General features: G+C 43.4%; 19 protein-coding genes. 11 read left to right on the top strand and 8 right to left on the bottom strand.

Annotated features, from left to right (window positions below; genetic code table 11):
• Positions 1–2: 2 nt before the first annotated feature.
• Positions 3–545 (bottom strand): heme NO-binding domain-containing protein, encoded by a 543-nt coding sequence (locus AC5O63_RS10105; protein ID WP_494504861.1) that lies wholly within the window; start codon positions 543–545, stop codon positions 3–5.
• Between the two features lie 84 nt (positions 546–629).
• On the opposite strand from AC5O63_RS10105, the gene AC5O63_RS10100 reads away from it, so the two are divergent.
• The 5 genes from AC5O63_RS10100 to AC5O63_RS10080 all read left to right on the top strand — a co-directional run bounded on the left by AC5O63_RS10100 (position 630) and on the right by AC5O63_RS10080 (position 8034).
• Positions 630–1238, top strand: coding sequence for a CoA pyrophosphatase (locus AC5O63_RS10100; protein ID WP_494504860.1), 609 nt, complete (start codon positions 630–632; stop codon positions 1236–1238).
• Between the two features lie 289 nt (positions 1239–1527).
• Positions 1528–2781, top strand: coding sequence for an aromatic amino acid transport family protein (locus tag AC5O63_RS10095; RefSeq protein WP_494504859.1), 1254 nt, complete (start codon positions 1528–1530; stop codon positions 2779–2781).
• A 94-nt stretch (positions 2782–2875) separates the two neighbouring features.
• Positions 2876–4237, top strand: a complete 1362-nt coding sequence (locus AC5O63_RS10090; protein ID WP_004746169.1) for an L-serine ammonia-lyase — start codon at positions 2876–2878, stop codon at positions 4235–4237.
• Between the two features lie 227 nt (positions 4238–4464).
• Positions 4465–6177: a cyclic di-GMP phosphodiesterase TpdA gene (tpdA, locus tag AC5O63_RS10085; protein ID WP_494504858.1), complete on the top strand. Its 1713-nt coding sequence runs from the start codon at positions 4465–4467 to the stop codon at positions 6175–6177.
• 249 nt (positions 6178–6426) lie between these two features.
• Positions 6427–8034 carry an endonuclease gene (locus tag AC5O63_RS10080; protein WP_494504857.1) on the top strand — a complete coding sequence of 536 codons (1608 nt, stop codon included), beginning with the start codon at positions 6427–6429 and terminating at the stop codon, positions 8032–8034.
• A 62-nt stretch (positions 8035–8096) separates the two neighbouring features.
• Here AC5O63_RS10080 and AC5O63_RS10075 read toward each other — a convergent pair whose 3' ends face one another.
• Positions 8097–9251 (bottom strand): amino acid permease, encoded by a 1155-nt coding sequence (locus AC5O63_RS10075; RefSeq protein ID WP_494504856.1) that lies wholly within the window; start codon positions 9249–9251, stop codon positions 8097–8099.
• Positions 9252–9669: 418 nt separating this feature from the next.
• Positions 9670–10296, bottom strand: coding sequence for a hypothetical protein (locus tag AC5O63_RS10070; RefSeq protein WP_494504855.1), 627 nt, complete (start codon positions 10294–10296; stop codon positions 9670–9672).
• Between the two features lie 613 nt (positions 10297–10909).
• On the opposite strand from AC5O63_RS10070, the gene AC5O63_RS10065 reads away from it, so the two are divergent.
• The 3 genes from AC5O63_RS10065 (at position 10910) to AC5O63_RS10055 (ending at position 14425) form a co-directional block, all read left to right on the top strand.
• On the top strand, positions 10910–12523 hold the full coding sequence (locus AC5O63_RS10065; protein WP_494504854.1) for a methyl-accepting chemotaxis protein: 1614 nt from the start codon (positions 10910–10912) through the stop codon (positions 12521–12523).
• Between the two features lie 180 nt (positions 12524–12703).
• Positions 12704–14104, top strand: a complete 1401-nt coding sequence (asnS, locus tag AC5O63_RS10060) for an asparagine--tRNA ligase (protein WP_494504853.1) — start codon at positions 12704–12706, stop codon at positions 14102–14104.
• Positions 14105–14233: 129 nt separating this feature from the next.
• Complete coding sequence (locus tag AC5O63_RS10055; protein ID WP_138922207.1) at positions 14234–14425, top strand: hypothetical protein; 192 nt, start codon at positions 14234–14236, stop codon at positions 14423–14425.
• A gap of 46 nt (positions 14426–14471) precedes the next feature.
• Here the strand turns inward: AC5O63_RS10055 and AC5O63_RS10050 are convergent, their stop codons facing one another.
• Positions 14472–14681: a hypothetical protein gene (locus tag AC5O63_RS10050; protein WP_004746160.1), complete on the bottom strand. Its 210-nt coding sequence runs from the start codon at positions 14679–14681 to the stop codon at positions 14472–14474.
• Between the two features lie 82 nt (positions 14682–14763).
• Positions 14764–16152 carry an aminotransferase-like domain-containing protein gene (locus AC5O63_RS10045; protein WP_494504852.1) on the bottom strand — a complete coding sequence of 463 codons (1389 nt, stop codon included), beginning with the start codon at positions 16150–16152 and terminating at the stop codon, positions 14764–14766.
• A gap of 187 nt (positions 16153–16339) precedes the next feature.
• Here AC5O63_RS10045 and AC5O63_RS10040 point away from each other — a divergent pair, with 187 nt between their 5' ends.
• The 3 genes from AC5O63_RS10040 to AC5O63_RS10030 all read left to right on the top strand — a co-directional run bounded on the left by AC5O63_RS10040 (position 16340) and on the right by AC5O63_RS10030 (position 19746).
• Complete coding sequence (locus AC5O63_RS10040) at positions 16340–16639, top strand: hypothetical protein (RefSeq protein ID WP_069666559.1); 300 nt, start codon at positions 16340–16342, stop codon at positions 16637–16639.
• Between the two features lie 208 nt (positions 16640–16847).
• The gene (locus AC5O63_RS10035; RefSeq protein WP_494504851.1) at positions 16848–18338 is read left to right on the top strand and encodes an HD-GYP domain-containing protein; all 1491 of its coding nucleotides are present in this window, start codon (positions 16848–16850) and stop codon (positions 18336–18338) included.
• A gap of 217 nt (positions 18339–18555) precedes the next feature.
• The gene (locus tag AC5O63_RS10030; protein WP_239855686.1) at positions 18556–19746 is read left to right on the top strand and encodes an amino acid aminotransferase; all 1191 of its coding nucleotides are present in this window, start codon (positions 18556–18558) and stop codon (positions 19744–19746) included.
• Between the two features lie 59 nt (positions 19747–19805).
• Here the strand turns inward: AC5O63_RS10030 and AC5O63_RS10025 are convergent, their stop codons facing one another.
• The 3 genes from AC5O63_RS10025 to AC5O63_RS10015 form a co-directional block, all read right to left on the bottom strand.
• Positions 19806–20459: an outer membrane beta-barrel protein gene (locus AC5O63_RS10025; RefSeq protein WP_272785198.1), complete on the bottom strand. Its 654-nt coding sequence runs from the start codon at positions 20457–20459 to the stop codon at positions 19806–19808.
• 294 nt (positions 20460–20753) lie between these two features.
• Entirely contained in the window at positions 20754–21131 is a 378-nt protein-coding gene (locus AC5O63_RS10020; RefSeq protein ID WP_494504850.1) for a transporter, read from the bottom strand.
• Positions 21132–21346: 215 nt separating this feature from the next.
• A complete protein-coding gene (locus AC5O63_RS10015; RefSeq protein ID WP_494504849.1) occupies positions 21347–23692 on the bottom strand; it encodes a helicase-related protein in 2346 nt (781 codons plus the stop codon).
• Between the last annotated feature and the right edge of the window lie 141 nt (positions 23693–23833).

Here is a 23833-nt window from a genome sequence, read left to right as displayed (position 1 = left end):
GGCTATCCTACTACACTCACCTTGAACCGAACTTGACTGCCATCTTCAGTCAAATTTTCCATCGTCGTTGCTATTTTCTCATCGAAAAACTCACCACAACCTTCGATTAAACCTAAACAGACATGAGACATACAACGGGCGCTATGATAGTCAAAGACCATCTCGCTTTCCGCCTCAGAGATAAATATGAAGGAAGGAGGGTTAGCTTCGGGATAAAGTTTTTTAACTTCGATATGGATATAGTCTTCGACCAATTTAATAAATTGAAACGTCGACTTGCACTCTTGTAAGCTATTATTATCAGGTAAGGTGTTATAAAGGTTATTATAAACTGACTGACCAAAAACTCGTTGAAGATCTTCTGGTGAGATACCCGTACGAACGCTGAGCTGCATGATGAGCTTGACCAAGTTACGATGGTCATAGCTGCCCACAGAAGTGTAGACGCCATCATCACCCACAGCGGAAAGCAAGCTATCAAGTTCTTCTAAACCAAATTTTTGTTCAACCAAGTCCATAAACTCAGTAAAGATAATACCTTTCATTAATTACGCCATCCTTGCGCTAATGGGTGTAGTAGAAAGCATGAGCCATATTGAAGGCTTTTTCAAATATCAAAAGGAGCTAACGTGTTGTCTGAGCTAAATAAAAATCACTTGATCCAGCGATTTCAAATGCACCAAACCGTTGACTATCACCAAGAAGCTCTCAACCGTGTCTCACACCTCAATCAAACCCACTTACGTAAAGCCTCTGTGTTGGTTGGTTTTGTCGAACGCGAAAACGGCATTAATGTTCTTTTCACTCGCCGAGCCAAGCACCTGAAACATCACCCCGGTCAGGTCAGCTTTCCAGGTGGGAAATTCGAATCTAGTGATATCGACTTATCCCACACAGCGTTACGAGAGACTTATGAAGAAGTAGGAATAGAGCAAAGCCAAATTAAAATATTTGGTCAAATGCCAGAACTGGTAACAATAAGTCGATTTACAGTCACCCCTTTCTTAGGATTCATTTCTTCAGATTATCAAACACGCATTGACAAAAATGAAGTCGATGAAGTTTTTGAAGTGCCTGCTACAGTAGTTTTAGATAGAGAAAAATTACACAGTCAGCAATTTCGAGTTAACAATTTTTCACATCGAGTGTTTGGGCTTTCCTACAATTCTCATTTTATCTGGGGTATGACCGCGCAAATCATACAAGCGATGCAAAATCACATTATGAATCCGCATTAATAACTCTGGTAAATGAAACAAATCTATTCACATTAGTTAAATTGTTTATCAATAACGGAAACGTTTTCTGAGACATACATTAAACAAATTCATAACAACATTAGATTTACTAATGCATCGCATTAGCATAAATCACTAGTAGCACATCATTTTCGTGAGCAAAAACCTGTTTTTGACATATCATATTATAACTTGAATCAATTCATGATTTAGATCTAGTTTTCGTGCAAGGTTTTTATGCAAAATTGCCCCCGACTTATTTCCTGTTCCCAAAAATGAGTATCACAAAATGAATACTACAACTACTGCGGCTTCGACCGCACAATCGTCTAGTAAGTTTACTTACAAAGACTTCACTTGGTGTCTATCACTTTTCGGTACCGCTGTAGGTGCTGGCGTACTTTTCCTTCCTATTAAAGCAGGTGCGGGTGGTTTTTGGCCATTAGTTATCCTTGCTCTAATCGCAGCACCAATGACTTGGTTCGCTCACAAATCTCTTGCTCGTTTCGTACTTTCTGCGAAAAACCCTGAAGCTGATATCACTGACACCGTTGAAGAACACTTTGGTAAGACTGGCGCAAACCTTATTACTTTTGCCTACTTCTTCGCTATCTACCCAATCGTTCTTATCTACGGTGTTGGTATCACAAACACGGTTGACTCTTTCCTAGTTAACCAAATGGGTATGGAATCTATCCCACGTTGGTTGCTATCTGGCGCGCTGATCGCTGCAATGACTGCGGGCGTAGTGTTTGGTAAAGAGCTAATGCTGAAAGCGACATCTGCACTGGTATACCCACTAGTGTTCATCCTACTTGCGCTTTCTTTCTACCTAATTCCAGATTGGAACAGCTCAATGGTAGAAGTGGCACCAGACTGGTCTTCTATGCCATCAGTTGTTTGGCTAGCAATTCCAATCATCGTATTCTCTTTCAACCACAGCCCAGTAATCTCTCAGTTCTCTAAAGAGCAACGTCGTGTTCACGGTGAAAATGCAGTTCAGAAAACTGACACTATCACTGGCGGCGCAGCGATGATGCTAATGGGTTTTGTAATGTTCTTCGTATTCTCAGTTGTTCTATCTCTGTCTCCAGAGCAACTAGCAATGGCGCAAGAGCAAAACATCTCAGTTCTTTCTTACCTAGCGAACGTTCACGAATCACCACTTATCTCTTACATGGGTCCACTAGTGGCATTCGCAGCGATCACATCTAGCTACTTCGGTCACTTCCTAGGTGCACACGAAGGTCTAGTAGGTCTAATCAAGTCTCGCTCTGAAACGCCAGTAAGCAAGATTGAAAAAGGTTCTCTACTGTTCATCGTTATCACTACTTGGATCGTGGCTATCGTTAACCCAAGCATCCTAGGTATGATTGAAACAATGGGTGCGCCTATGATTGCGGCAATCCTATTCCTAATGCCAGTATTCGCAATGCAGAAAGTGCCAGCGATGGCGAAGTACAAAACTTCTGCACCTGTACAGATTTTCACAGCAATCTGTGGTATTGCGGCAATTACTTCTGTAATCTACGGCGCTCTTTAATCCAAGGCTTTATAAAGTCTGATTAAACCAAGAATATAACGATAATAAATAAGCCTCCCCACCCCTTGGGAGGCTTTGTTCTGAGGTAATCGATATGATTAGTGTTTTTGACATCTATAAGATCGGCGTTGGTCCTTCTAGCTCACACACTGTAGGCCCAATGAAAGCAGGTAAAGAATTTATTGATGATTTACGCTCAATGGGAAAATTGCGCGACATCACTAAAATTACCGTCGACGTTTATGGATCACTATCACTGACAGGGAAAGGTCACCACACCGATATTGCTATCATCATGGGTCTTGCAGGCAATACCCCTGAGAAAGTTGATATTGACTCTATTCCGGGCTTTATCGCTCGCGTAGAAGAAACTGAGCGCCTTCCTGTTGGCATGCACTGTCACACAGTATCGTTCCCTAAAGAGGGTGGTATGAACTTTCATACTACTAACCTTGAGCTTCACGAAAATGGCATGCAAATTCATGCTTGGATCGGTGAAGAGAAGATTTACTCTAAGACTTATTACTCTATCGGCGGTGGTTTCATCGTTGATGAAGAGAACTTCGGTAAAGAAGAAGAAAACCCAGTAAAAGCTCCTTACGAGTTCACTACGGCTGAAGAGCTAGTGAATCAGTGTAAGGAAAGCGGTCTTTCTATCAGCACGCTGGTAATGAAAAACCAAGCTGCACTTCATTCTGACGAAGAGTCTCGCACTTATTTTGCTAACATCTGGAAAACCATGCGTGAATGTATGGATCGCGGTATGAATACGGAAGGTATTTTGCCTGGTCCTCTACGTGTGCCTCGCCGTGCAGCAGCACTACGCCAGCAGCTTCTAACATCAGAGAAAACAACGAACGATCCTATGTCTGTTGTAGACTGGGTAAACATGTTCGCTTTCGCTGTTAACGAAGAAAACGCTGCGGGTGGCCGTGTGGTGACAGCGCCAACTAACGGCGCTTGTGGCATTATTCCAGCGGTATTGGCTTACTACGACAAGTTCATTCAAACAGTCACAGAGAAAGACTACATCCGTTACTTTGCAGCTTCTGGTGCAATCGGTGGTCTATACAAGCGTAACGCTTCTATCTCTGGTGCTGAAGTTGGCTGTCAGGGTGAAGTTGGTGTGGCATGTTCTATGGCGGCAGCGGGTCTTGCTGAGCTTATGGGTGGTAGCCCAGAGCAAGTATGTATGGCAGCCGAAATCGCAATGGAGCACAACCTAGGTCTGACTTGTGACCCAGTTGCAGGTCAAGTTCAGGTACCATGTATCGAACGTAACGGTATCGCTGCTGTTAAGGCAATCAACTCGACTCGTATGGCTCTACGCCGCTCTTCAGCGCCAACAGTTTCTCTGGATAAAGTAATTGAAACTATGCTAGAGACGGGCAAAGACATGAACGCTAAATACCGTGAAACATCTCAAGGTGGTCTAGCAGTTAAAGTCATCTGCTAATCGCGCTAAACCTTATAGAATAAAGCCTGAGCTATCGCTCGGGCTTTTTTATTATCACTCCAAATAACACCATTCACGAAATAAATACATCGTTTGGTTTAGTTTATAAAAAAATATAAATATGTCGCTATATCCAAATACTTTGGATATGCTCGCATTTAATCACATCCAAACGCTTCATTTATTGATAACTTCATCCCCTTTTCAACTCAGGGGTTATTATTCGAATGATTAGGTTTGAACTTGGAAGTCAAATCTGTGTGTGCCTGTCGGAAGACGAACTCTTAATCGAGATCGATCACCAACGACATGCATCCCTTTCCATTACTGACAACGAATATCTAATATTAAGCACTATATCCGCATACGGAACATTAAACTCACCAATCTGCCAACGAGCTATCGAGAATAAGCTCACGCAAAATCATCAGGTAACATTGCCGGAAAACGGCTTTAAGAATGTTATCGCCTCATTGCGTAAAAAATTTAAAAAGCTGATCAAGCCTCATCTGGAAACAAGAAAAAACATCATAGAAAACATCCATCGGGTCGGATATTTCGTTCCTTTCGAAAGTCACGACAACCAGAAAAATGGAGCCGACCAACAAAAAAGAGTCAATAAAGTCGCTAAGCATGCCGTCGTCACTGCGCTTAAATATTGTCTAACCAATCGAAAACTCTATTTCGATCTCGGGCTTGTTTTAATGCTATCGAGTCTTGGTTTCGTCTTTATTTGCTACATCACTATTAATGCCCTTATTAAGCAAAGCTACTTCAATGACGTTAACGACTTCACAGATGCTCTCGCTGAACAAAGCTGTTTTACAGATCAAACAACACTGAGCTCTATGTTCGATCAAGTAGAGCTAGTTGAATCGAGCATGATGATTGATAGATACAATACTCGCTGCTTAGTGACGCCAGAACATGTTATGCCTGTAAGCAAACAACAATATGATCAATGGCTTGAGAACAGCAACTACATCATGCATGAGTTCGAAAAGAAAGGAACGACTATGGTGGTGCGAGTAAAGAACATTAACCTATCTCGAAGTATAGAGGGCCATCTATCAAGTTTCTTTCTTAAAGGCATTAAGATCTGCACCAACACCGGTACATCACTCAAGGTGGGTAAAACAGATGGGCGACCATCAATAAGCAAGGAAACAGATGCAGGCTATACGGAGCTTTTTTACATATCCAACCCTATACGTAATATCCTGCTGTTTACCGTGTTAATGGTCATAATGCTGCGCTACAAAAACCTGATTGCAATTAGCCAGTATTTCCTAGGTATTAGGCGATTTAGCATGAAACTAGAACCTATTTATGACACTGAAGGACACGTACATCTGCACTATGAAGCCCTTTCCCGTTTCACGACTTCGAATACACAGAAGTTTATTGAAACGCTGATAGCAAGAGACTTACTGCTCACTCACACATTGTTGGTTATCAAGACCTTGTATGCCGAAGAAACTAACTTGCTTGCTCCAGTCAGTGTCAATGTTTGCCCTTCTCTATTGAAAGGCGACAATTTTCGCTCGCTATACCAATGTTTAAGCCAATACGATTGCCATTATCTAACCATCGAGATCACTGAAAACGCTTCGATGTATTATACCGAAGAGATTTACCACAATATCCGTCTGATCAAATCTCTTGGGTGTAAAATTAGCATTGATGATTTCGGGACTGGAAACAACAACGTCGAATTGATCGGAAAAATTAAGCCTGATTACCTCAAAATTGACCGAGACTTTGTTATTGGCATGCGCCAAGACGAAAAGAAAATTGAAACGGTTCGTCAACTCATTGCTATGGGTAAAGCCTACCAATGTACAATCATTGTTGAAGGTGTTGAAACGGCGGAATGTGCGCACCTGCTAACAAAGCTTGGAGCCAAAATACATCAGGGCTTTTATTACGCTCTCGCCTAAATCTCAAAACAAAGGTGGCTTAGCCACCTTTATTCTCTGCATATATTCCGCCAAAGACTCGCCTTTCCAATTTAAACCCAGCAGATATCAGTTGACGTTTATATCACCCCAATCTGTTGTTTGTGAGATATTCAGCATAATTTTGCAAAATCAAATCATTCAAACAAATAAAAATGCGACACAACTTAAACTTATTGACATAGTAAATACCTATCTTAGTTGTGATTTTTTAATCCAATGAGAAAACCTATGACAATAAAAATGAATAAACTCACCCTAGTCGCATTGATGTGTTCCCCTATGGCTTTAGCACAAATACAAAATGGCGACTTTGAACAGTGGAATGGAAACACACCCGCTAACTGGACAACTATCGACTCTGGTATATCTGTTGCCCCATCGAGTGTCCAGATAAAGAGTGGTGGTTTATCCGCTCTTATCACCATCAATACGGGTACTCAGAGCAACACCGACTTTTTGCAAACAATCTCTGTAGAGCAAGGCAAAACGTACCCAATCTCGGCCGCTATCTTTCATACAGAAGGCAAGGTGAAAGCGAGGCTTATCGTAGACGGATACCAGAATTATTCAGATCCATCCAAAACAAACCAGTGGCAAGATCTCACCTATACGTATACTGCCGCCACTAGTAAAGATATTCAGGTTGGACTCAGATTTTACGATGTATCTGGTTTTGATGGTTCAGAAGCAGTGTACGTTGATAATTTCCAACCAACAAACTCCACTACCCCTCAGCCATCGACGTGTGATAAGACTAATCTCATCCTTTCGTTGACTACTGACCAATATGGTTCAGAGACGTCTTGGAATATCAAAAACAGTGGCTCGACCGTTGTCGCTTCCGGAGAGGGTTACAGTAACTCTACCACCTATACCAAGGATATTTGTCTCGACGATGGCAGCTATCAGTTCACAATTCTAGACAGTTACGGAGATGGGATTTGCTGTAACTCTGGTAATGGCGCTTACTCTTTAAAAAATGGTCAAGAAGTCATCGCGTCCGGAGGTCAATTCCAAAACAGCCAAACCACTAACTTTACTCTTGGCAGTACTACCCCACCGCCAACCAGCGACTACTATAAGTCTGCACAAGGGAAATCCGGATTTGAGCTAAAAACCGCGTTGTATAACATCATCAAGGATCACAACAGTCGCGGCTATTCCGCCATTTGGACTCTAGTTAAAGACGCCGACATCGATAACTACTACGAGAAAGATGGTTCAATTCTCGACGTCTATTCTGAAAAGCCAGAAACATCGGACTCCATCAACTTCACTAAAGTGACTGACCAGTGCGGGCAATATAGTAAGGAGGGCGATTGCTATAACCGAGAACACTCTTTCCCTAAAAGCTGGTTTGGTGGCAAGGTAGAACCAATGAACTCCGATGCCCATCACCTGTTCGCTACCGACGGATACGTTAATGCGAAGCGCAGTAATTGGCCGTTTGGTGAGGTGACAAGTACCACTTATGTCTCAAGCAATGGTTCAAAACTTGGCAGTGCAAGCAGTTCATTAGGTTACAACGGTACGGTATTTGAACCTATAGATGAATTCAAAGGGGACTTTGCTCGTGCGTATTTCTATATGGCGACTCGCTACGAAAATGTGATTGGAAGCTGGCAAAACAACAGCACTAATTCAGACGCAGTGCTCACCGGTACCAGCACGACTGTATTTGAACCTTGGCTTCTTTCAATGCTAAAGCGTTGGCACAAAGAAGATCCTGTCAGTACAAAGGAAGTAAATCGCAATCAGGCGGTATTTGAGTTCCAAGGAAATCGAAACCCATTTATCGACCATCCAGAGTTTGTCGCGCAGATATGGGGAAATTAATATAAGTATAAAAAATAGGCGCTATTCACTAGCGCCTATTTTTCATTGTGCCAACAACATCGCTATATCATTTGCGACACAAGCAAGAACCCACCAAAAGCCAGTCCAAATATCATCATGGCACTACCGCCTTCAGCAGCATAACGCTCACTTAAGGTGTTCGCTTTTCTTAGTTTGTACACCATAGCAAGAGGGACAAAAACAGCCAGAAATACCAAGATAATTCCCGCGTAGGCCAGAACAGATAGGAACTGATCAGCAGCCATGATTGCGCCGATTAATGGCAACACGAAGGTCAGCACATAAGTCACGACACGATTTTGTTTAAAGGTATCGCTGTTTTGGTGGAATAGTGACATTGCAACACCGAAGAAAGATGTCAGCAACGCTAAACCTGTAAATAGAGACAACACAGTACCAATCCAAGGTGCGTCATGCTCAAAGCCTGCCATTAGTTCAGAGACGCTAGCGAACTCTTTTAGCTGCTCTGGAGGCAAGTTCCCAACAACAGCAAACAACCAACACAGGTAGCAAAACAGTGGAATTAGAGAACCGAGGATGACCATGTTTCTTAACTGCTTGTCCGTCGCTTCATTGTTGTAAGTCACCAAACTTGGGATCACAACCATAAAGCCAAAACTGGTAAACAGTACAGCACTGGTTTGAATCAAACCAACATGATCGTTGTTGCTCACTTGCGCAAGATTTTGCGTCGAAAACTCAGGCAGCAGCACTAGTAACGTAACGGCTAAGCTTGCGATCATAATAAAGAAAAGCGCTCGGTTAAGCTTATCAATTACGCCTGTACCACAGGCAACAATCGCACCAGCAATCAGAGTAAACAGAATCTGACTTTGAGTGAAGCTAATCGATAAACCAAGTGCGGAAAGGCCCTGAGATAATAAGTCTGCTGCGCCAAGAATGTATGCCATCAACAGGCAGATGAGCAGAGCATAAAGCAGACCATTGGAGATAAATTGTCCGCCTTTGCCTAATGTTTTGCGAGCTATCGAGTTAAGTCCTAACCCGCCACCAGATTTGATGGTTGCTTCGAGCAAAAGTAGTGCTGAATATGTGGTACCAAACCAAATCAGTACCATTAAAAGGGTCCCGTACAATAAGCCAAATTGGGCTAATACCATAGGAATTGCAAGCATACCAGCGCCTAGCGCTGTACCAGAAATAATGAGCGCGCTGCCCAGAAGTTTTGTATTCATTTTCTCTAAAACCGTAAATATTATTTAAATTTTGAAGTTATGCGCTTAGTGCGCAGACGTACTGAGATAAGGAAGAGTCAATACGAAAAATAAAATCGAGAAAATGAATAAGGCTGCAAGAGGGTGTTGCAAAAGCGGAAAAGTGCCACAGAAGAAAAAAGAGAGGTTGGATTGCTAGAAGCGTTATGAGGCGACCCTTCAGTTGGCTCCAGAATCGGGGTAGTAATCTTGAAGATCATTAAGATGTCCTAAGTAAAAGACAATCCGTTGGAAAAAGCATAGCAAATCCTGCGCTATGTTATCTCGAACTGAGATAACCTCATCTTATAGGCTGAGACTATGATTGCAATGGGTTAGATTTTAACTGGTCAAATAACAACCGGCCCCATCCTACAAAATGACTGCGACAAGAAAGTCTTTACTCTTCTGTTGGTGCCACCCTGCCCTTAATTTCATTGCCTGCATCTCGAATCAAATCAATCGGCGACATAATTACACCTTTCACCGCTCCCTGCGTAGCTTGTTGAGCAATATCTTGGCTTTTCTCAACAATCTGATCCGCTTTAACTAAAATTGGGGGAATTTCTTTGCGCAGAGCTTGAGATTCCGCCACCACAAGAGGGACAGTCTCTTGTCGGTAACCTTCACTCTCTACCAGTACTTTGGGGATTACGTTAATTCGATACTGTTTGGTTTCATCAATGACCGCGGGGATGACAGACTGGCGATACAAACTCACTTCTTCAACAATCGACGGAATTTTTGCGTCAATAGAAGCAGCGGTTTTATTGGTTGCGTTTACTGCTGCGGTGACATCATCAATACTTTTCAATGCATTCGGAACAAGCTGCTCGAGCGTATCTGCGATGGCTAACCACTCATTTATCTGCAGGTTGTCTGAAAGCGCGCTGATGTCCGCAATGACTTGAGGGTAAGTTTCAACAATTTCACCGATCTTGGTGGTCATGCTATGAATGGTATAGCCTAAATAGAAGATTGAAAGCGCCAATACAAGTTGAATCGCCGAACCGATTTTTGATGCCATATGCCTATCTCCACCTGTTATTTGTTCGAGCTTGCACCCAGAAACCTTGCCTCTTTAGACCCCTAGTAGTTTGCTTCTCGAGTCAACTAAAACAGAACCATTAGCAGATTAAACCAGAGGCACACAACAAACCAATATAATCGGTTACGACCCCTGAAGAGCCGTCAAAGTGAATTTTACCTGTTTCAATCAACACTGAGCAAAACACTAATTTAACAACTCCATCATCTTGAAGGAAAATAAATATTCACAATCAACGAAATAACCATCGTCTAGTAGCGCTTCTCACCTCGTCAATCTTTGTGCGTATTTTCTTCTTTGCCAGCCCGTGCTTTACCTAAGTTGTATCCCATCAATAGACTCTACATGAGCAAAATTATTCCTTGACCACTACAGCTTATAAGCCTCTATATTTAAACAAGTTATCATCAAGCCTCAAGCACGTCGATTTTACGTCACTACGTCAAAGATTTGATTACACGTACCTTACATCACATTTACAATACCCTCACAGAGAGTGCGGTCACAGTATAAAATTTGACGCCTTTCTTCCTATTTGCATATAGGAGAATATGTTGATGTCTATTCCAATATTATAAATTTATATCCAATAATGCGCCTAACTATTACTACAAAGTTGCTCATTACATTGTTAACGGTTTTTGGCTTAGTCCTTGTAGCGTCAACAACATACCAATACTTGCAGCAACGCGAATTAATAAACTCCGTCTTGAGCGAACAACTCCACGACAAGGCAAGTAACTATTTTGACAGCCTAAACATGATGATGCTGACGGGTACCATGGCTCAAAAAGAAACTTTGAGGCAAAAAGCCCTCGCTCAAGATGGGATTGAACAAGTCAAAGTTCTCCGAGCAGACGCGGTCAGTAAGCTATACGGACCTGGGCAAGAAAACCAAAACCCTGTCGATGACATCGATAAACGTGCTCTTGCTGGTGAAATGATCATTGAACCTATCAATGCTGATTGGGGCAAAGGTATCGTGGTCGCTCTGCCGATGAAATCAAGCGAAAACTATCGTGGAACTAACTGTGTCGCTTGTCATATGGCACCAGAAGGCGAAGTATTAGGTGCAATACGCCTAGAGTACAACTTATCCCATGTTAACCAACTCATTAGCCAACGCGCCTTTATCGCTTTGGCTATCATGTCTGCATTCGGCTTTGTCGGCTTTTTAGTCACAATGGGCTTAATTAGAAAGATCATTGTTCGTCCAATTCAAAAGACTTCCGGTTTTATGCAAAGCGTCAGTGAGACAAAAGATCTTTCTCAACGGCTCGTAACAAAACAAACTGATGAGATCGGTCAGCTATCAGGTGCCATCAACTCATTTATGGATACCGTTAACCATAGCCTTGAGCAGGTTCAGTCGACTTCTCACAAAGTCGCTGCAAGTGCCAGTGAACTGACGCAAGTCGCACAAGTCACTGACTCTGCAGCAAGTAACCAGCAAGCGGAAACCGCTGAAGTTCACGGCAACATTGAACAGATGCAGTCGCAACAAGTACAAGTAGAATCCGCAACGGAAGAAGCCTCAACTCTGATCAAACACACCACTCATATTGCCGAGCAAAGTGCCCGTCAGGCGCATGGCGCGAGTGACGAGATTAAGAGCTTAGTGACCGATATTGAACAAGTAAAAGAAAGCATTGTTGAACTTAACGATCAAACTGCTGAAGTATCGAGCATCTTGGAAGTGATTAAAGGCGTTGCTGAGCAAACCAACCTCCTCGCCCTAAATGCCGCTATCGAAGCAGCGCGTGCGGGTGAACAGGGCCGCGGGTTTGCCGTAGTCGCAGACGAAGTGCGCAACCTTGCAAGTCGCACCGCTGAAGCAACCGGCAGTATCGAAAACATCATCGCCCAGTTCCAAAAAGACAGCGAAGCGTCACTCTCTTCCGTCGATACCGTTTGTGGCACAGCGCATCAACGTTCAAATGAAATTGAGCTTCTTTCTCAAGCGATGAATGAAGTAGTAGATGAGATGAAACAAGCGCTTGCTCATGCAAACAGTATTCAGCAACAATCGACTAGCACGGCGCACTTAAGTCATGAGGTCCAAAGTAAAGTTCAAGTGATAAACCAACATGCGAACCAAACCACCGAGTCAGCGGCGCAAACAAGAGACATCAGTATGAATCTTGAGCAACTTTCAGAACATCTAGAGCAGTTGTTGGCTCAATTTACCCTTTCAACAAAGAAATAGGCAGATAATGGGTATTTTTGTTCGACTAAATGACAATAAAGGTTGAAGCATAATATTTGAAAGGTAATATGTTCCATTGAATCTATAGAATTCTATCCAACCCAATGTTTGCTCATTATTTATTCGGTGAGTATTACGACATTGGGTTGAATTTTTACCTCAATGGAGAATATTGAAAACATGACTTACGCGCCTGTATCAGACGTTTTGAAAGGTCAGCTAGCAGTAGACAGTGAAGTAACTGTTCGTGGCTGGATCCGTTCACGTCGTGATTCCAAAGCTGGAATCTCTTTCCTTGCCATTTATGACGGCTCTTGTTTCGACCCGATTCAGGCCGTGGTCCCTAATAATCTTAATAATTACGAAGACGAAGTACTAAAGCTGACTACTGGCTGCTCTGTTGAAGTAACGGGTAAGATTGTTGAGTCTCCTGCGAAGGGTCAAGACTTCGAGCTTGCTGCAACTGACGTTAAAGTTGTAGGTTGGGTTGAAGATGCAGAAACTTACCCAATGGCAAAAACACGTCACTCTATCGAATACTTACGTGAAGTAGCGCACCTACGTCCACGCACTAACGTAATCGGTGCGGTAGCACGTGTACGTAACTGTCTATCTCAAGCGATTCACCGCTTCTACCACGAGCAAGGTTACTTTTGGGTATCTGCTCCACTAATCACAGCTTCTGACGCAGAGGGCGCTGGTGAAATGTTCCGCGTTTCTACGCTAGACATGGAAAACCTACCTCGCACAGAAGAAGGCAAAGTGGATTACAACGAAGACTTCTTCGGTAAAGAAACCTTCCTTACTGTATCTGGTCAGCTAAACGGTGAAGCTTACGCTTGTGCACTAAGCAAAGTTTACACATTTGGCCCAACATTCCGCGCTGAAAACTCAAACACTAGCCGCCACCTAGCGGAGTTTTGGATGGTTGAGCCTGAAGTTGCGTTCGCAGACCTAGAAGATATCGCTAAGCTTTCTGAAGATATGTTGAAGTACGTATTTAAAGCAGCACTTGAAGAATGTCGTGATGACCTTGAATTCTTTGCTCAACGTATCGACAAAGAAGCAATCACGCGTCTAGAACAGTTTGTTTCTTCTGACTTTGCTCAAGTTGACTACACGGATGCAATTCAGATCCTTCTAGATTCTGGTCGCGAGTTCGAATTCCCTGTTGAGTGGGGTATCGATATGTCTTCTGAGCACGAGCGTTACCTTGCAGAAGAGCACTTCAAAGCGCCAGTTATCGTTAAGAACTACCCGAAAGACATCAAAGCGTTCTACATGCGCCTGAATGACGACGGTAAAACAGTTGCTGCGATGGACGTTCTAGCACCTGGTATCGGTGAGATTATCGGTGGTTCTCAACGTGAAGAGCGTCTAGATGTACTAGACGAGCGCATGCGTGAAATCGGTATCGACCCAGAACACATGAACTGGTACCGCGACCTACGCCGTTACGGCACAGTACCTCACGCAGGCTTCGGTCTAGGTTTTGAGCGTCTAGTCTCTTACGTAACAGGTATGGGCAACGTTCGTGACGTTATTCCATTCCCACGTACACCACGCTCTGCAAACTTCTAAATCGAAGTTAAGAACAGCAAAAGCCTTCGAACTCGGAGGCTTTTTTGTATCTATAAAATACGCAAACCTTCCCTACTTGAATCATAATTAATACTGTGACGCAGTATGATCACAGTGAGGAAGATTGTTATGAGAGTATTCAGACTCGATGACTTGTCTTATAACGGAAGACACGAACATTCAATGGATTGGGATCATCCCTCTGGAAGCCAACCTTATTATTGGCACCCTGACTGGCTACAAAATGCCGAGGACCTAATGGGAATCTATCCTAGCGACTCAGATCCTTCTGTTAGCCATCCGGACAATGTCAGAAACTAACGGCCAAAAAGAGGGCTAACCATTTTTGGGTTAGCCCTTTCACAACTCACTCTATGCTATCGGTTTTGGCTGCGTATCGAATTCCATATAAACAGATGGCAAACATAACAAATGGTATGGCTGCTGCCGTGTATTCAGTCCACGCTAAAGTGGCAAAAGACTTCGCCAAAATTAGGTGACCAAACACCAGTAGACTCGCGCAAATTATCGCGACAAACACCAAACGGTACTCATGTTTATAACGTCGTTTTTCCATAACTAACCCCTCGCAATAGCAATGGGGTTATTTCACCACAGTTTGCTTCAGGCCTAACGGTACAGTTGAACCGAAAAACGCCCTAGCAGTTAACTAACTGCCCTATTTTTTTGAGCGCGCTCTCAACCTTATCAGTCAGTTCGAAGGAGATGTTGATACGCATGCAGTTCTGAAATTGAGTGTTGGCGGCAAACAGATTGCCATACGCGATTGAGATGTCGGATTTCTTCAATTCTTGGTAGATAAGGTAAGTATCAATCACCGACTCAAACTCAAGCCAGAGAAAATACCCCCCTTCGGGCTTCTGCACGGCAACAACACCCGGTAAACACCTATTTATCCAGCTAAGATATTCTTTCTGCCTAGCATGCAATTGCTTACGAAGTTTTCGTAAGTGATTGTCATAACTTTCGAATTGGAGGTAATGAGCAACACCTTGCTGGATAGGAGAACTCGCAGATAACGTTGAGGTAAGCTGTTGCTTTTGCAACCTATCACTCAGAGTTCTATTCACCACCCACCCTATTCGGTAACCAGGGCAGAGCGATTTGGACAGTGAACCACAAAGCAACACTTGGTCTTGCTCATCCCAATATTTGAGCGGGTACGGTTTACGCTCCTCGAAATGCAACTCTGCATAGACATCGTCTTCAATCAGGTAGACACCATATTGATTAGCCAGCTCTACCACCGATCGTTTGGACGCATCGCTTAATGAGGCACCGGTCGGGTTTTGATAGTTCGCCATTAGCCAACAGGCTTTCACATCATTTTGGCTAAATGCCTGCTCAAGCTGTGGTAGTTCTATCCCAGTTGATGGATTGACGGGCACTTGAATCACGTTGAGCTTCAACCGCTCTACCGCTTGTAAAGCGCCATAGAAGGTAGGCGTTTCAATCACAACCGTATCGCCTGGCTCACAAACAACCTGCAAGCTAAGATTCAGCGCCTCCATGGCTCCCGAAGTCAACACGATATCTTCATGGGACACCGCAACACCATGGGTTATGTAGCGCTGAGCTATCATTCTCCTTAACGCTTCATTACCCGGTGGCAAATTTTGTATCACACTTTCTGCTGGGACTTTTCTACCCGCACTGGCTAAATGGCGGTTGAGCGATTGAAGAGGAAACAAATCAGGTGTGGGAAATGCGGAGCCAAATGCGACCGCGGCTTGATTATTACTTTTTAGAAACTCGTAGAGCTCGTCATTGTATTCACTTCGAACAGTCGGCTGAGATCTTTCTCGTTGACCATTTTCTATCGCTGAAGTAACAAAGTAGCCAGACTGCGGTTTCGCCTTGATCCACCCTTCTGATTCAAGCAGTTGATACGCTTGTAACACGGTCGCCGAACTGACCGAAAAGCTTTTGCTTGCTGCACGAAGGGACGGGATTTTTTCCCCGGAACGCCACGTGTTATCGATTATCTGTTGCTTTAATTTTTCTGCTAATTGCTGGTAGCGATTCATAGTTCCCTCATCATTGCCCAGCAAAGATACCATAGTCAGAAGAATCATGGGCTTACAAGCTTCGCACTCTAAGGCTTTGTTTTTAACGAACCCTGTTTGTAGAGTTTAATCACATTAAATATTAAAAACTCTGTTACATTTATCAGGTAATAGTGATCCAAACAACCTTACATAAGGGATGATAATAATGAAAAAATACGATTCGTCACATATCGAGTACAAAGGCGAAAGCAACGGTGTACATAGTTGGACAACACCTTCTGGCCAACCGTATTACTGGCACCCTGATTGGCTACACATTGCGGAAGATGCGACTGGCTCACACCCAAAGCAAGACATTGAAGTGACAGATGGTGAACAAGCGACTGAGAAGCACGCTGCGAAAGCGATTCTCTCCTACCTAAACAAGTGGGCAGCAGACAAACTGGGCAAAAATCCGGACATCGAAACAAACGCTATTGAATCTCAGATGAACCTCAAAAAGTAAACCTCAGTGCGCACCTTAAAGGGTGCGCGCTTGCTTCTTACCCGCTCTCATCCTAAACCTAGTACTAAAGTTGCAAAAATGTATCAATAGACGAAACAAATCGATAGAATGCTCGGTCATTTATAAGATAGACAAATCTATTACTCCGTTTTCATATTTGTCTATAGGCTAGTTTTCGTCATATTGATAATGATATAAAGGCTTTGACATGGTTAACTCACATTACAATGCATCTTTGACCCTAAAGCTGTATGCACTTGCAGCTGTGGTTTTCGGTCTTTATGGTGGGCGCGTCTGTCCGATGTTGGAAACGCTGACATCCACAGAGCTATTTACACATGTAGCAATCACATTCGGTGCTGTTTATCTGTTACGTCATTTTGTCCTTCACCAGCACACACTTGTTAAAGAACAAAAGCACGCGCAGTTAGATACCACTCTCATGTTTTTTGGCAGCTTAATACTTGCCACCTTCTACAACGTCTATTATGATTTTCCTCTCGACAGCAATCTTAAAGTTCTGTTTGGAATGAGCTTGTTCGGTTTCTTTACCGGAATACTGCTGCAACTAGACTCAAAGATCACTTGTTTCGATAGCTTAAACAGCGCTGAACGTTACCAATTCGAACTCAGTGGTGAACGACAATCTATGGTCAAGCAGATGATTTTTCTCATTAGCCTGCTGTTAATCACATTGACTTCGATGCTCGCCATGGTTGCCGTAAAAGACATCTTTTGGCTTGAGCATAACCCCGAACGAATCCTAGACGGCACTGGAAAAATCAGCGTCATAAAAGAGTTTATTTATATCTCTATTGTGCTTGGCGCTTATGTCATCGCTATCATGGTTCAATGGAGCAAGTTAATGCGAAAAGTGTTGAGTGCTCAAGAATGCTCTCTAATAGAGGTCGCTAACGGAAACATTTCTAAACGTGTTCCTATCTTCGAACACGACGAGTTGGGCTCAATGGCTTCACTGACCAACCAAATGCTAGATAGCTTAGAGTCGTCGCAAGATGAAGTAAAAACTACGCGCGACGTCGCCATTGTCAGCCTATCAGCACTCGCTGAATCACGCGACAATGAAACGGGTGCCCATATTCTTCGCACACAAGAGTATGTCCGAGCGCTGGCAAAACATCTGTCTCAGTTCGAGGAACATAAACCTTTACTGAATGAAAATTATATCGAGCTTCTCTACAAATCCGCTCCACTGCATGATGTAGGTAAAGTCGGTATCCCTGACAATATCCTTCTCAAGCCGGGTAAACTCACTGATGAAGAGTTTGAAATAATGAAGCGTCATCCCGAAATCGGAGCCAAAGCCCTCTCAATGGCGGAAGGACAGCTTGGTAGCAACTCATTCCTACAGCTCGCTAAAGAGATCTCCTTAACTCACCATGAGAAATGGAACGGTAGTGGTTACCCTAACGGGCTTAAAGGGGAAGAAATACCGCTTTCAGGGCGATTGATGGCACTAGCGGATGTTTATGACGCACTCATTTCTGAACGTGTATACAAAAAAGCGTTTAGTCATGAGAAAGCAAAGTCAATAATACTTGAAGGTAATGAAGTTCATTTCGACCCTCAAATCGTTGAGGCTTTCCTGGCGATTGAAGACGAGTTCGTCGCAATAGCCAATAAATATCGAGAGCTAGAAGCTAAGGAAAACGAGCTAGAGCAATTGATGCACGCATAGTCAGTACTAGACCTCTTCATTTTTCTGCATTTAAAGTCCCTTTACTTCGAAAATAGAGGGACTTTTCATATTAAAAACTTGGCTTAAACAAAATCCTCACCAAATTACGACGCTTTTTTAAATTTTCTTCACTTTCGCTGTTGTTTCACTCTACGTAGAAAGGTATAAATAACCGAGTTACTTATACCTATCCCTTCGATAAACATGGATGACCATTATGTTTGAAAAAGTAGTCGCTGCTCCCGCAGACCCTATTCTTGGCCTAACTGAAGAATTTAAGAAAGATGCTCGTGCTGAAAAGATTAACCTTGGCGTGGGTATCTACAAAAATGAACAAGGTGAAACCCCTGTTCTAGCAACCGTTAAAAAAGCGGAAGCGGCACTTATTGAAACAGAAAAGACCAAGTCTTACCTAACTATCGAAGGTACTGCTGAGTACGCTTTAGCAGTTCAAAAACTTCTTTTTGGCAATGACGCTGAAATCGTTGCTAACAAGCGTGGTAAAACGGCGCAAGCTCCTGGTGGTACTGGTGCACTTCGCGTCGCTGGTGAGTTTATTAAACGCCAACTGGGTGAAGTAAAGATTTGGATCAGTAACCCAACTTGGGCTAACCACAACGGTGTGTTTGCCGCAGCAGGTATCGAGACTGCGCAGTACAGCTACTACAATGCTGAAACTAAAGACAAAGATTTCGCTTCTATGGTTGCCGATCTAGAGCAAGCATCTGAAGGCGATGTCGTTCTTCTTCACGGCTGCTGCCATAACCCAACAGGTATCGACCCAACAGCAGAAGAGTGGGAAACATTGGCTAAACTTGTTGCAGACAAAAAACTTCTTCCACTTTTCGACTTTGCTTACCAAGGTTTTGCTAAAGGCGTTGAAGAAGATGCAGCGGGTCTTCGTATCTTTGCTCAGTACAACAAAGAGATTCTAGTCGCGAGCTCTTTCTCAAAGAACTTCGGCCTATACAACGAGCGCGTAGGTGCATTCACACTTGTCGCAGAGTCAGAAGAAGTGGCAACGACAGCCTTCTCGCAAGTTAAAGCAATCATTCGCTCAATCTACTCTAACCCACCAGCACACGGCAGCGCAGTCGTAACTCACATCCTGAACAATGCCGATCTACGTGCAGAGTGGGAAGCTGAAGTGAAAGAGATGCGTGATCGTATTCAGGAAATGCGTGAACTGTTCGTGGCAACACTTAAAGAACAAGGCGTTGATGCTGACTTTAGCTTTATCGAACGTCAAAATGGCATGTTCTCATTCTCTGGCCTGACTAAAGAGCAAGTTACTCGTCTTAAAGAGGAATTCGCAATTTACATCGTAGGTTCTGGTCGCATCAGCGTAGCGGGTATGACGAAAGCTAACATGCTTCCACTTTGTAAAGGTATTGCAGCGGTTCTATAACAGCTTACTTTCAAATACGAAAAAGCCAGCTATATAGCTGGCTTTTTACTTCTATTGATTTAGAAAAGGTATCTGAGAGATATGCCTCCCTCATTGGTGGTTGCACTACCTTTGATTCTTGCGGTTTCAAAGTCGCCGTCACGATGGGTATAAAAAGCACCTACCGTAAATCGCTCTGCGAATTTATAGTCAGCTCTTACGTTAAACAGCGTTTCTTCTAGCAAGTCTGTGTAGTTAAACTCACCTCGTCCTGCCAACTCCCATTTCTCAGTCAGCGCATACTTAAGCTCTAAACTCGCACCAATCGAAGGTTTGCTATCGCTAAACAACTTTTCTTCGGTACTATCAAGAGTTTGTTTTGCCCACAAATAGCCTACTTTCGCTGTCGCGATAACATCTAGCTTTTCCATAACAGGGTAACGATAAGCAACGCCTGGTAACAAAGTATAGAGCTCTGTTGTAACATCTTTCGGATGTATAAACCTTGCAGAGTAGTCGAGCGTAAATAGAATGTTATCGCTCCATACATAGTTACCACCCACCGCTAGAGCAGTCGCATTGTTATCACTGCCCAAACTTTCATTTAGCGACCCGGAGCTTAAATCTGCGTAGAGGAAATCATAGTTTAGTTCGTTTATTTTATTGGGTTCTGCGGCATGCACCGAGCTAGCAAAGAGTAAAGGGGCTAATATCCAACGGTACTTCAATTCCATTATGACCTCTTAAGTCCATATACTGCACAAATTAACGGCGTCAAACTTTCCTATATCGAGGCAAGAATAGCGGCCAGTTTCCCTTACCAGAATCCACGTCAGATACTGGATATGTGATTTATATTGATAAGAAAATATAGAACAAGTAACCGTCAAGTTACTGAATAAATTGTGAGAATTATGATCTTGTACGAATTCAAATGCTCAGATAGCGAAAAAGATCTCATGTGAGATCTTTTTCCGATAAGTATGGGCAATAGAGACTAGTGATGGTTTGTTGAAAAAATAGTCTTACTACAGTCTGATAATTAGCTCGTCTTGGGACAAGAGCGTGATATCTGCTTTGGATTTGGTTTTAAGTCGTTCGAGCAGCTCTACATCCAACTCGTAAGGCATAACGAGCTTGAGCTCTTCTACCCCTTCACTCTTTGCTAACTGAAGCAGCGTAGCAATATTTGATTCATCACTACGATTCGCCGATAGCGATTTCATAGCTTGATCCCACAAGCGATCTTCAACCGATAGCGTATCTTTTATCGTATTCTTCCAAGCAAGGCTGAATATCGGAGCAAACGTGCTCATCGCTTCCAAGAAAGTCCATTTCTTACTACAAGAAGCACCGAGAAAAGAAGTATAGTCGAATACAACACTTGTCTTGCCTAGATGTTCCATATCATCCCCCGTAATATCGGCAACACAGTGTACTCAATATCCTAGATCAAACTGGTTATAGCAATAGGATATAAAACAATCGTCTTTTATACCCTAATTCTGTTTTAAAAAGCTATATAAAAACCAATGCGGTAACAAAATGTGTACAATAAAATGATATAAGGAACCGGTTGCTTAATATTTTAGATACCAAATAATATCTTGTTCCCTAAACACTATTTTATATCAACAATCTTGCTCGCTTTTTTGTACTGAATTCTCCATCCTTTCCAGCTCGGTAGCTCCCAACGTTTTGGATACCCTTTACGCAGTCCATCGCGGTGTATGACATAAATCAGCTTTTTCTTAGCGTGGTATTCAACATCGAGATTAAGATCACCCAATGCGAGTTCAAAAGGATACGCACTGGCGAAGTCCTCGTACTCCCAATAAGGAATTCCTTCAAAGACAAAATCATCGGCGCTAAACAGCTCAAGTTCACTGATATCATCCAGCTCAAGTAAAGTAAGCTGCTCTGTAAACCAACTTTCAAAGTTTAGCTCATCAAGGTTAGCATCCGAACTCCCAAGTCCTAGCGTGAGATACAGTTTCCAGTGCTCAATTTGCTTGTGACGAGTTTCTGCAAACCCAGGTAGTAATTGATTAGCAACGACGGCTTCAAGCATGGGCTGAATGGCAAGTTCACCTTGAGCTATTTCATGTCGAGTGGCAATGACCCTTCCCGCATAGTTCAATCTCATCTCGACCATTGGTTGTGCATCAACCGTTATCACCTCTCCCTGTTGCCACTCACCTAGGCCAATCTCACTGAGCGCGTTAAGTGTAATGGGCATAGTAAAGGTGGCTAAATTGAGGGTTTGCTTCACGCCTCTGCCCGGCAAGCTATGAGTATCGAGGACAAGGGCGGCTTCGTTTTTAGATGGGAAACGGCTCTCTCGACCCAAAACAACTTCCATCTCACCATTACCCATTGCTTCTTTTCGCTTCAATCTGCGCACAAAAACGAGTTCAGGATGCAAGCGAGCAATTGCCTCAACCAGTTCTTGATGTGAATAACGAGAAGCTACACTGAGCTGAGGTAATTCAAATACTTCTCTCATTTGAGCTGAAAGTACTCTTGCTTCCTTTGCAACATCTGTGTCTACCTTGATCCCAGAGAACTGCTCTCCTCTAAGAATTCCGATAGCAAGTTGACCATCACAGCCCCAAGGCTCTTCTTTCTCTAACTTTTCTCTTTCTTCTTCTTTGCTAGACAGGCGGTACAAGTTGGCTGGTGTAGCCATTACAGAAGTGAGATCAACCATCGCCTCTTGGAGAGGTTTAGAAGGCATTCGAGTGACTAAGTCGGCGTATAAAGCGTCAATAGGTAAAGGGTAAATCCGCTGACCATGTTCGGTGGCAGTACCAACATCATTGATTGCCCCCATCGCAGTGAGTATTTCATTCGCTTGTTTGAGGGAGCGCTCAGGCAATAGTTCCAAGAAATTTAGCTGCGCTAACGCCTTACCACAACTTGCTGACGCTAGCATGGCTTCGGTTAATGACTCTCGATGCATCTCCGGCGGCGTTACATCTGATAAAGCGGCGTGTTCACCATATAAGCGGATACAGATACCATCCATAACTCGCCCCGCGCGCCCACTGCGCTGCTTTACACTTGCTTTAGAGATATGCTTTAAACTTAGAGCGGTTCGCCCATTACGCTGTTCTGTTCTTCGCTCTAATCCTGAATCAATGACCGCGACGATATTGGGGATAGTCAGTGACGTCTCCGCAACATTGGTTGCTAAGACCACTTTTTTATAGGCTTGAGTATTAAGTGCGACTTCTCGCTGCTCATCGGTCACCGAGGCATGAAGTGGAACAGCAACTAAACCTTCAATGCCCGCCAGCATACTCTGACATTGACTGATCTCTTTTCTACCCGGCAGAAACACTAGAATGTCACCTTCAATATCGCTGAGCGCCAGCACTTCTTGCTTAACTTTTTCATCAAGGCTTCTCGCATCAGGAAGCTGCCTTGAGTCGCCTGCTCGATACCCTATTGAGACATCGAAGTTACGCCCCTCGGCATACATACGCTTCGCACCAATGTAAGTGGCCAGCTTTTCACCCTCTATGGTTGCGGAAGTGACGACCAATCTATGCGTCTGGCTATCTTTAAGCAAAGCGACCAACAAATCGGTATCCCAGCGTCGCTCATGAAATTCATCGACGATAACCGTATCAAAGCCCTCAAGCTTGTTCTCAGAAAACCAACGCAACGCGACTCCAGGCGTCACAAAGACGACTTGCGTGTTTTCATCAAAGCGGCTTTCCAGCTTAATCGCATAACCGACTGACTGCCCTAAAGGTTGATTGCTTTGTTCGGAGAGAAACTGAGCCAATGAGGTACAAGCGATGCGTCTTGGCTCAATCACCAAAACCCTACCTTGCTGCGCCGCCCAAATGGGTAAACGTGTCGACTTACCCGATCCCGTCTCTGCTTCTACGATGAGATGATGAGCGGAAAGCTGGGATAAAAATTCGGTTTTCAGGGTATCTATGGGTAGGCTGGTCATGATTTACGCGTGGGTAGTGCTAAAGCATGAAATTATATACGCAATCTTTGCCAGAATGCAGGAATATTCAGTTTACAATACGACAACGAATCCCTATCATTTTTATGTTCCTGTTCCCAAAGGTCTGTTGACCCTAACACC

The organism is Vibrio sp. SCP2 (assembly GCF_059295395.1).
This window is presented reverse-complemented; position numbering and strand designations above follow the sequence as displayed.

Coding starts and splice junctions, on each gene's coding strand:
- AC5O63_RS10055 (WP_138922207.1), top strand. CDS start 14,234: ATGAGAGTATTCAGACTCGATGACTTGTCTTATAACGGAAGACACGAA.
- AC5O63_RS10070 (WP_494504855.1), bottom strand. CDS start 10,296: ATGGCATCAAAAATCGGTTCGGCGATTCAACTTGTATTGGCGCTTTCA.
- AC5O63_RS10050 (WP_004746160.1), bottom strand. CDS start 14,681: ATGGAAAAACGACGTTATAAACATGAGTACCGTTTGGTGTTTGTCGCG.
- AC5O63_RS10095 (WP_494504859.1), top strand. CDS start 1,528: ATGAATACTACAACTACTGCGGCTTCGACCGCACAATCGTCTAGTAAG.
- AC5O63_RS10030 (WP_239855686.1), top strand. CDS start 18,556: ATGTTTGAAAAAGTAGTCGCTGCTCCCGCAGACCCTATTCTTGGCCTA.
- AC5O63_RS10025 (WP_272785198.1), bottom strand. CDS start 20,459: ATGGAATTGAAGTACCGTTGGATATTAGCCCCTTTACTCTTTGCTAGC.
- AC5O63_RS10105 (WP_494504861.1), bottom strand. CDS start 545: ATGAAAGGTATTATCTTTACTGAGTTTATGGACTTGGTTGAACAAAAA.
- AC5O63_RS10065 (WP_494504854.1), top strand. CDS start 10,910: ATGCGCCTAACTATTACTACAAAGTTGCTCATTACATTGTTAACGGTT.
- asnS (WP_494504853.1), top strand. CDS start 12,704: ATGACTTACGCGCCTGTATCAGACGTTTTGAAAGGTCAGCTAGCAGTA.
- AC5O63_RS10040 (WP_069666559.1), top strand. CDS start 16,340: ATGAAAAAATACGATTCGTCACATATCGAGTACAAAGGCGAAAGCAAC.
- tpdA (WP_494504858.1), top strand. CDS start 4,465: ATGATTAGGTTTGAACTTGGAAGTCAAATCTGTGTGTGCCTGTCGGAA.
- AC5O63_RS10080 (WP_494504857.1), top strand. CDS start 6,427: ATGACAATAAAAATGAATAAACTCACCCTAGTCGCATTGATGTGTTCC.
- AC5O63_RS10090 (WP_004746169.1), top strand. CDS start 2,876: ATGATTAGTGTTTTTGACATCTATAAGATCGGCGTTGGTCCTTCTAGC.
- AC5O63_RS10075 (WP_494504856.1), bottom strand. CDS start 9,251: ATGAATACAAAACTTCTGGGCAGCGCGCTCATTATTTCTGGTACAGCG.
- AC5O63_RS10035 (WP_494504851.1), top strand. CDS start 16,848: ATGGTTAACTCACATTACAATGCATCTTTGACCCTAAAGCTGTATGCA.
- AC5O63_RS10015 (WP_494504849.1), bottom strand. CDS start 23,692: ATGACCAGCCTACCCATAGATACCCTGAAAACCGAATTTTTATCCCAG.
- AC5O63_RS10045 (WP_494504852.1), bottom strand. CDS start 16,152: ATGAATCGCTACCAGCAATTAGCAGAAAAATTAAAGCAACAGATAATC.
- AC5O63_RS10020 (WP_494504850.1), bottom strand. CDS start 21,131: ATGGAACATCTAGGCAAGACAAGTGTTGTATTCGACTATACTTCTTTT.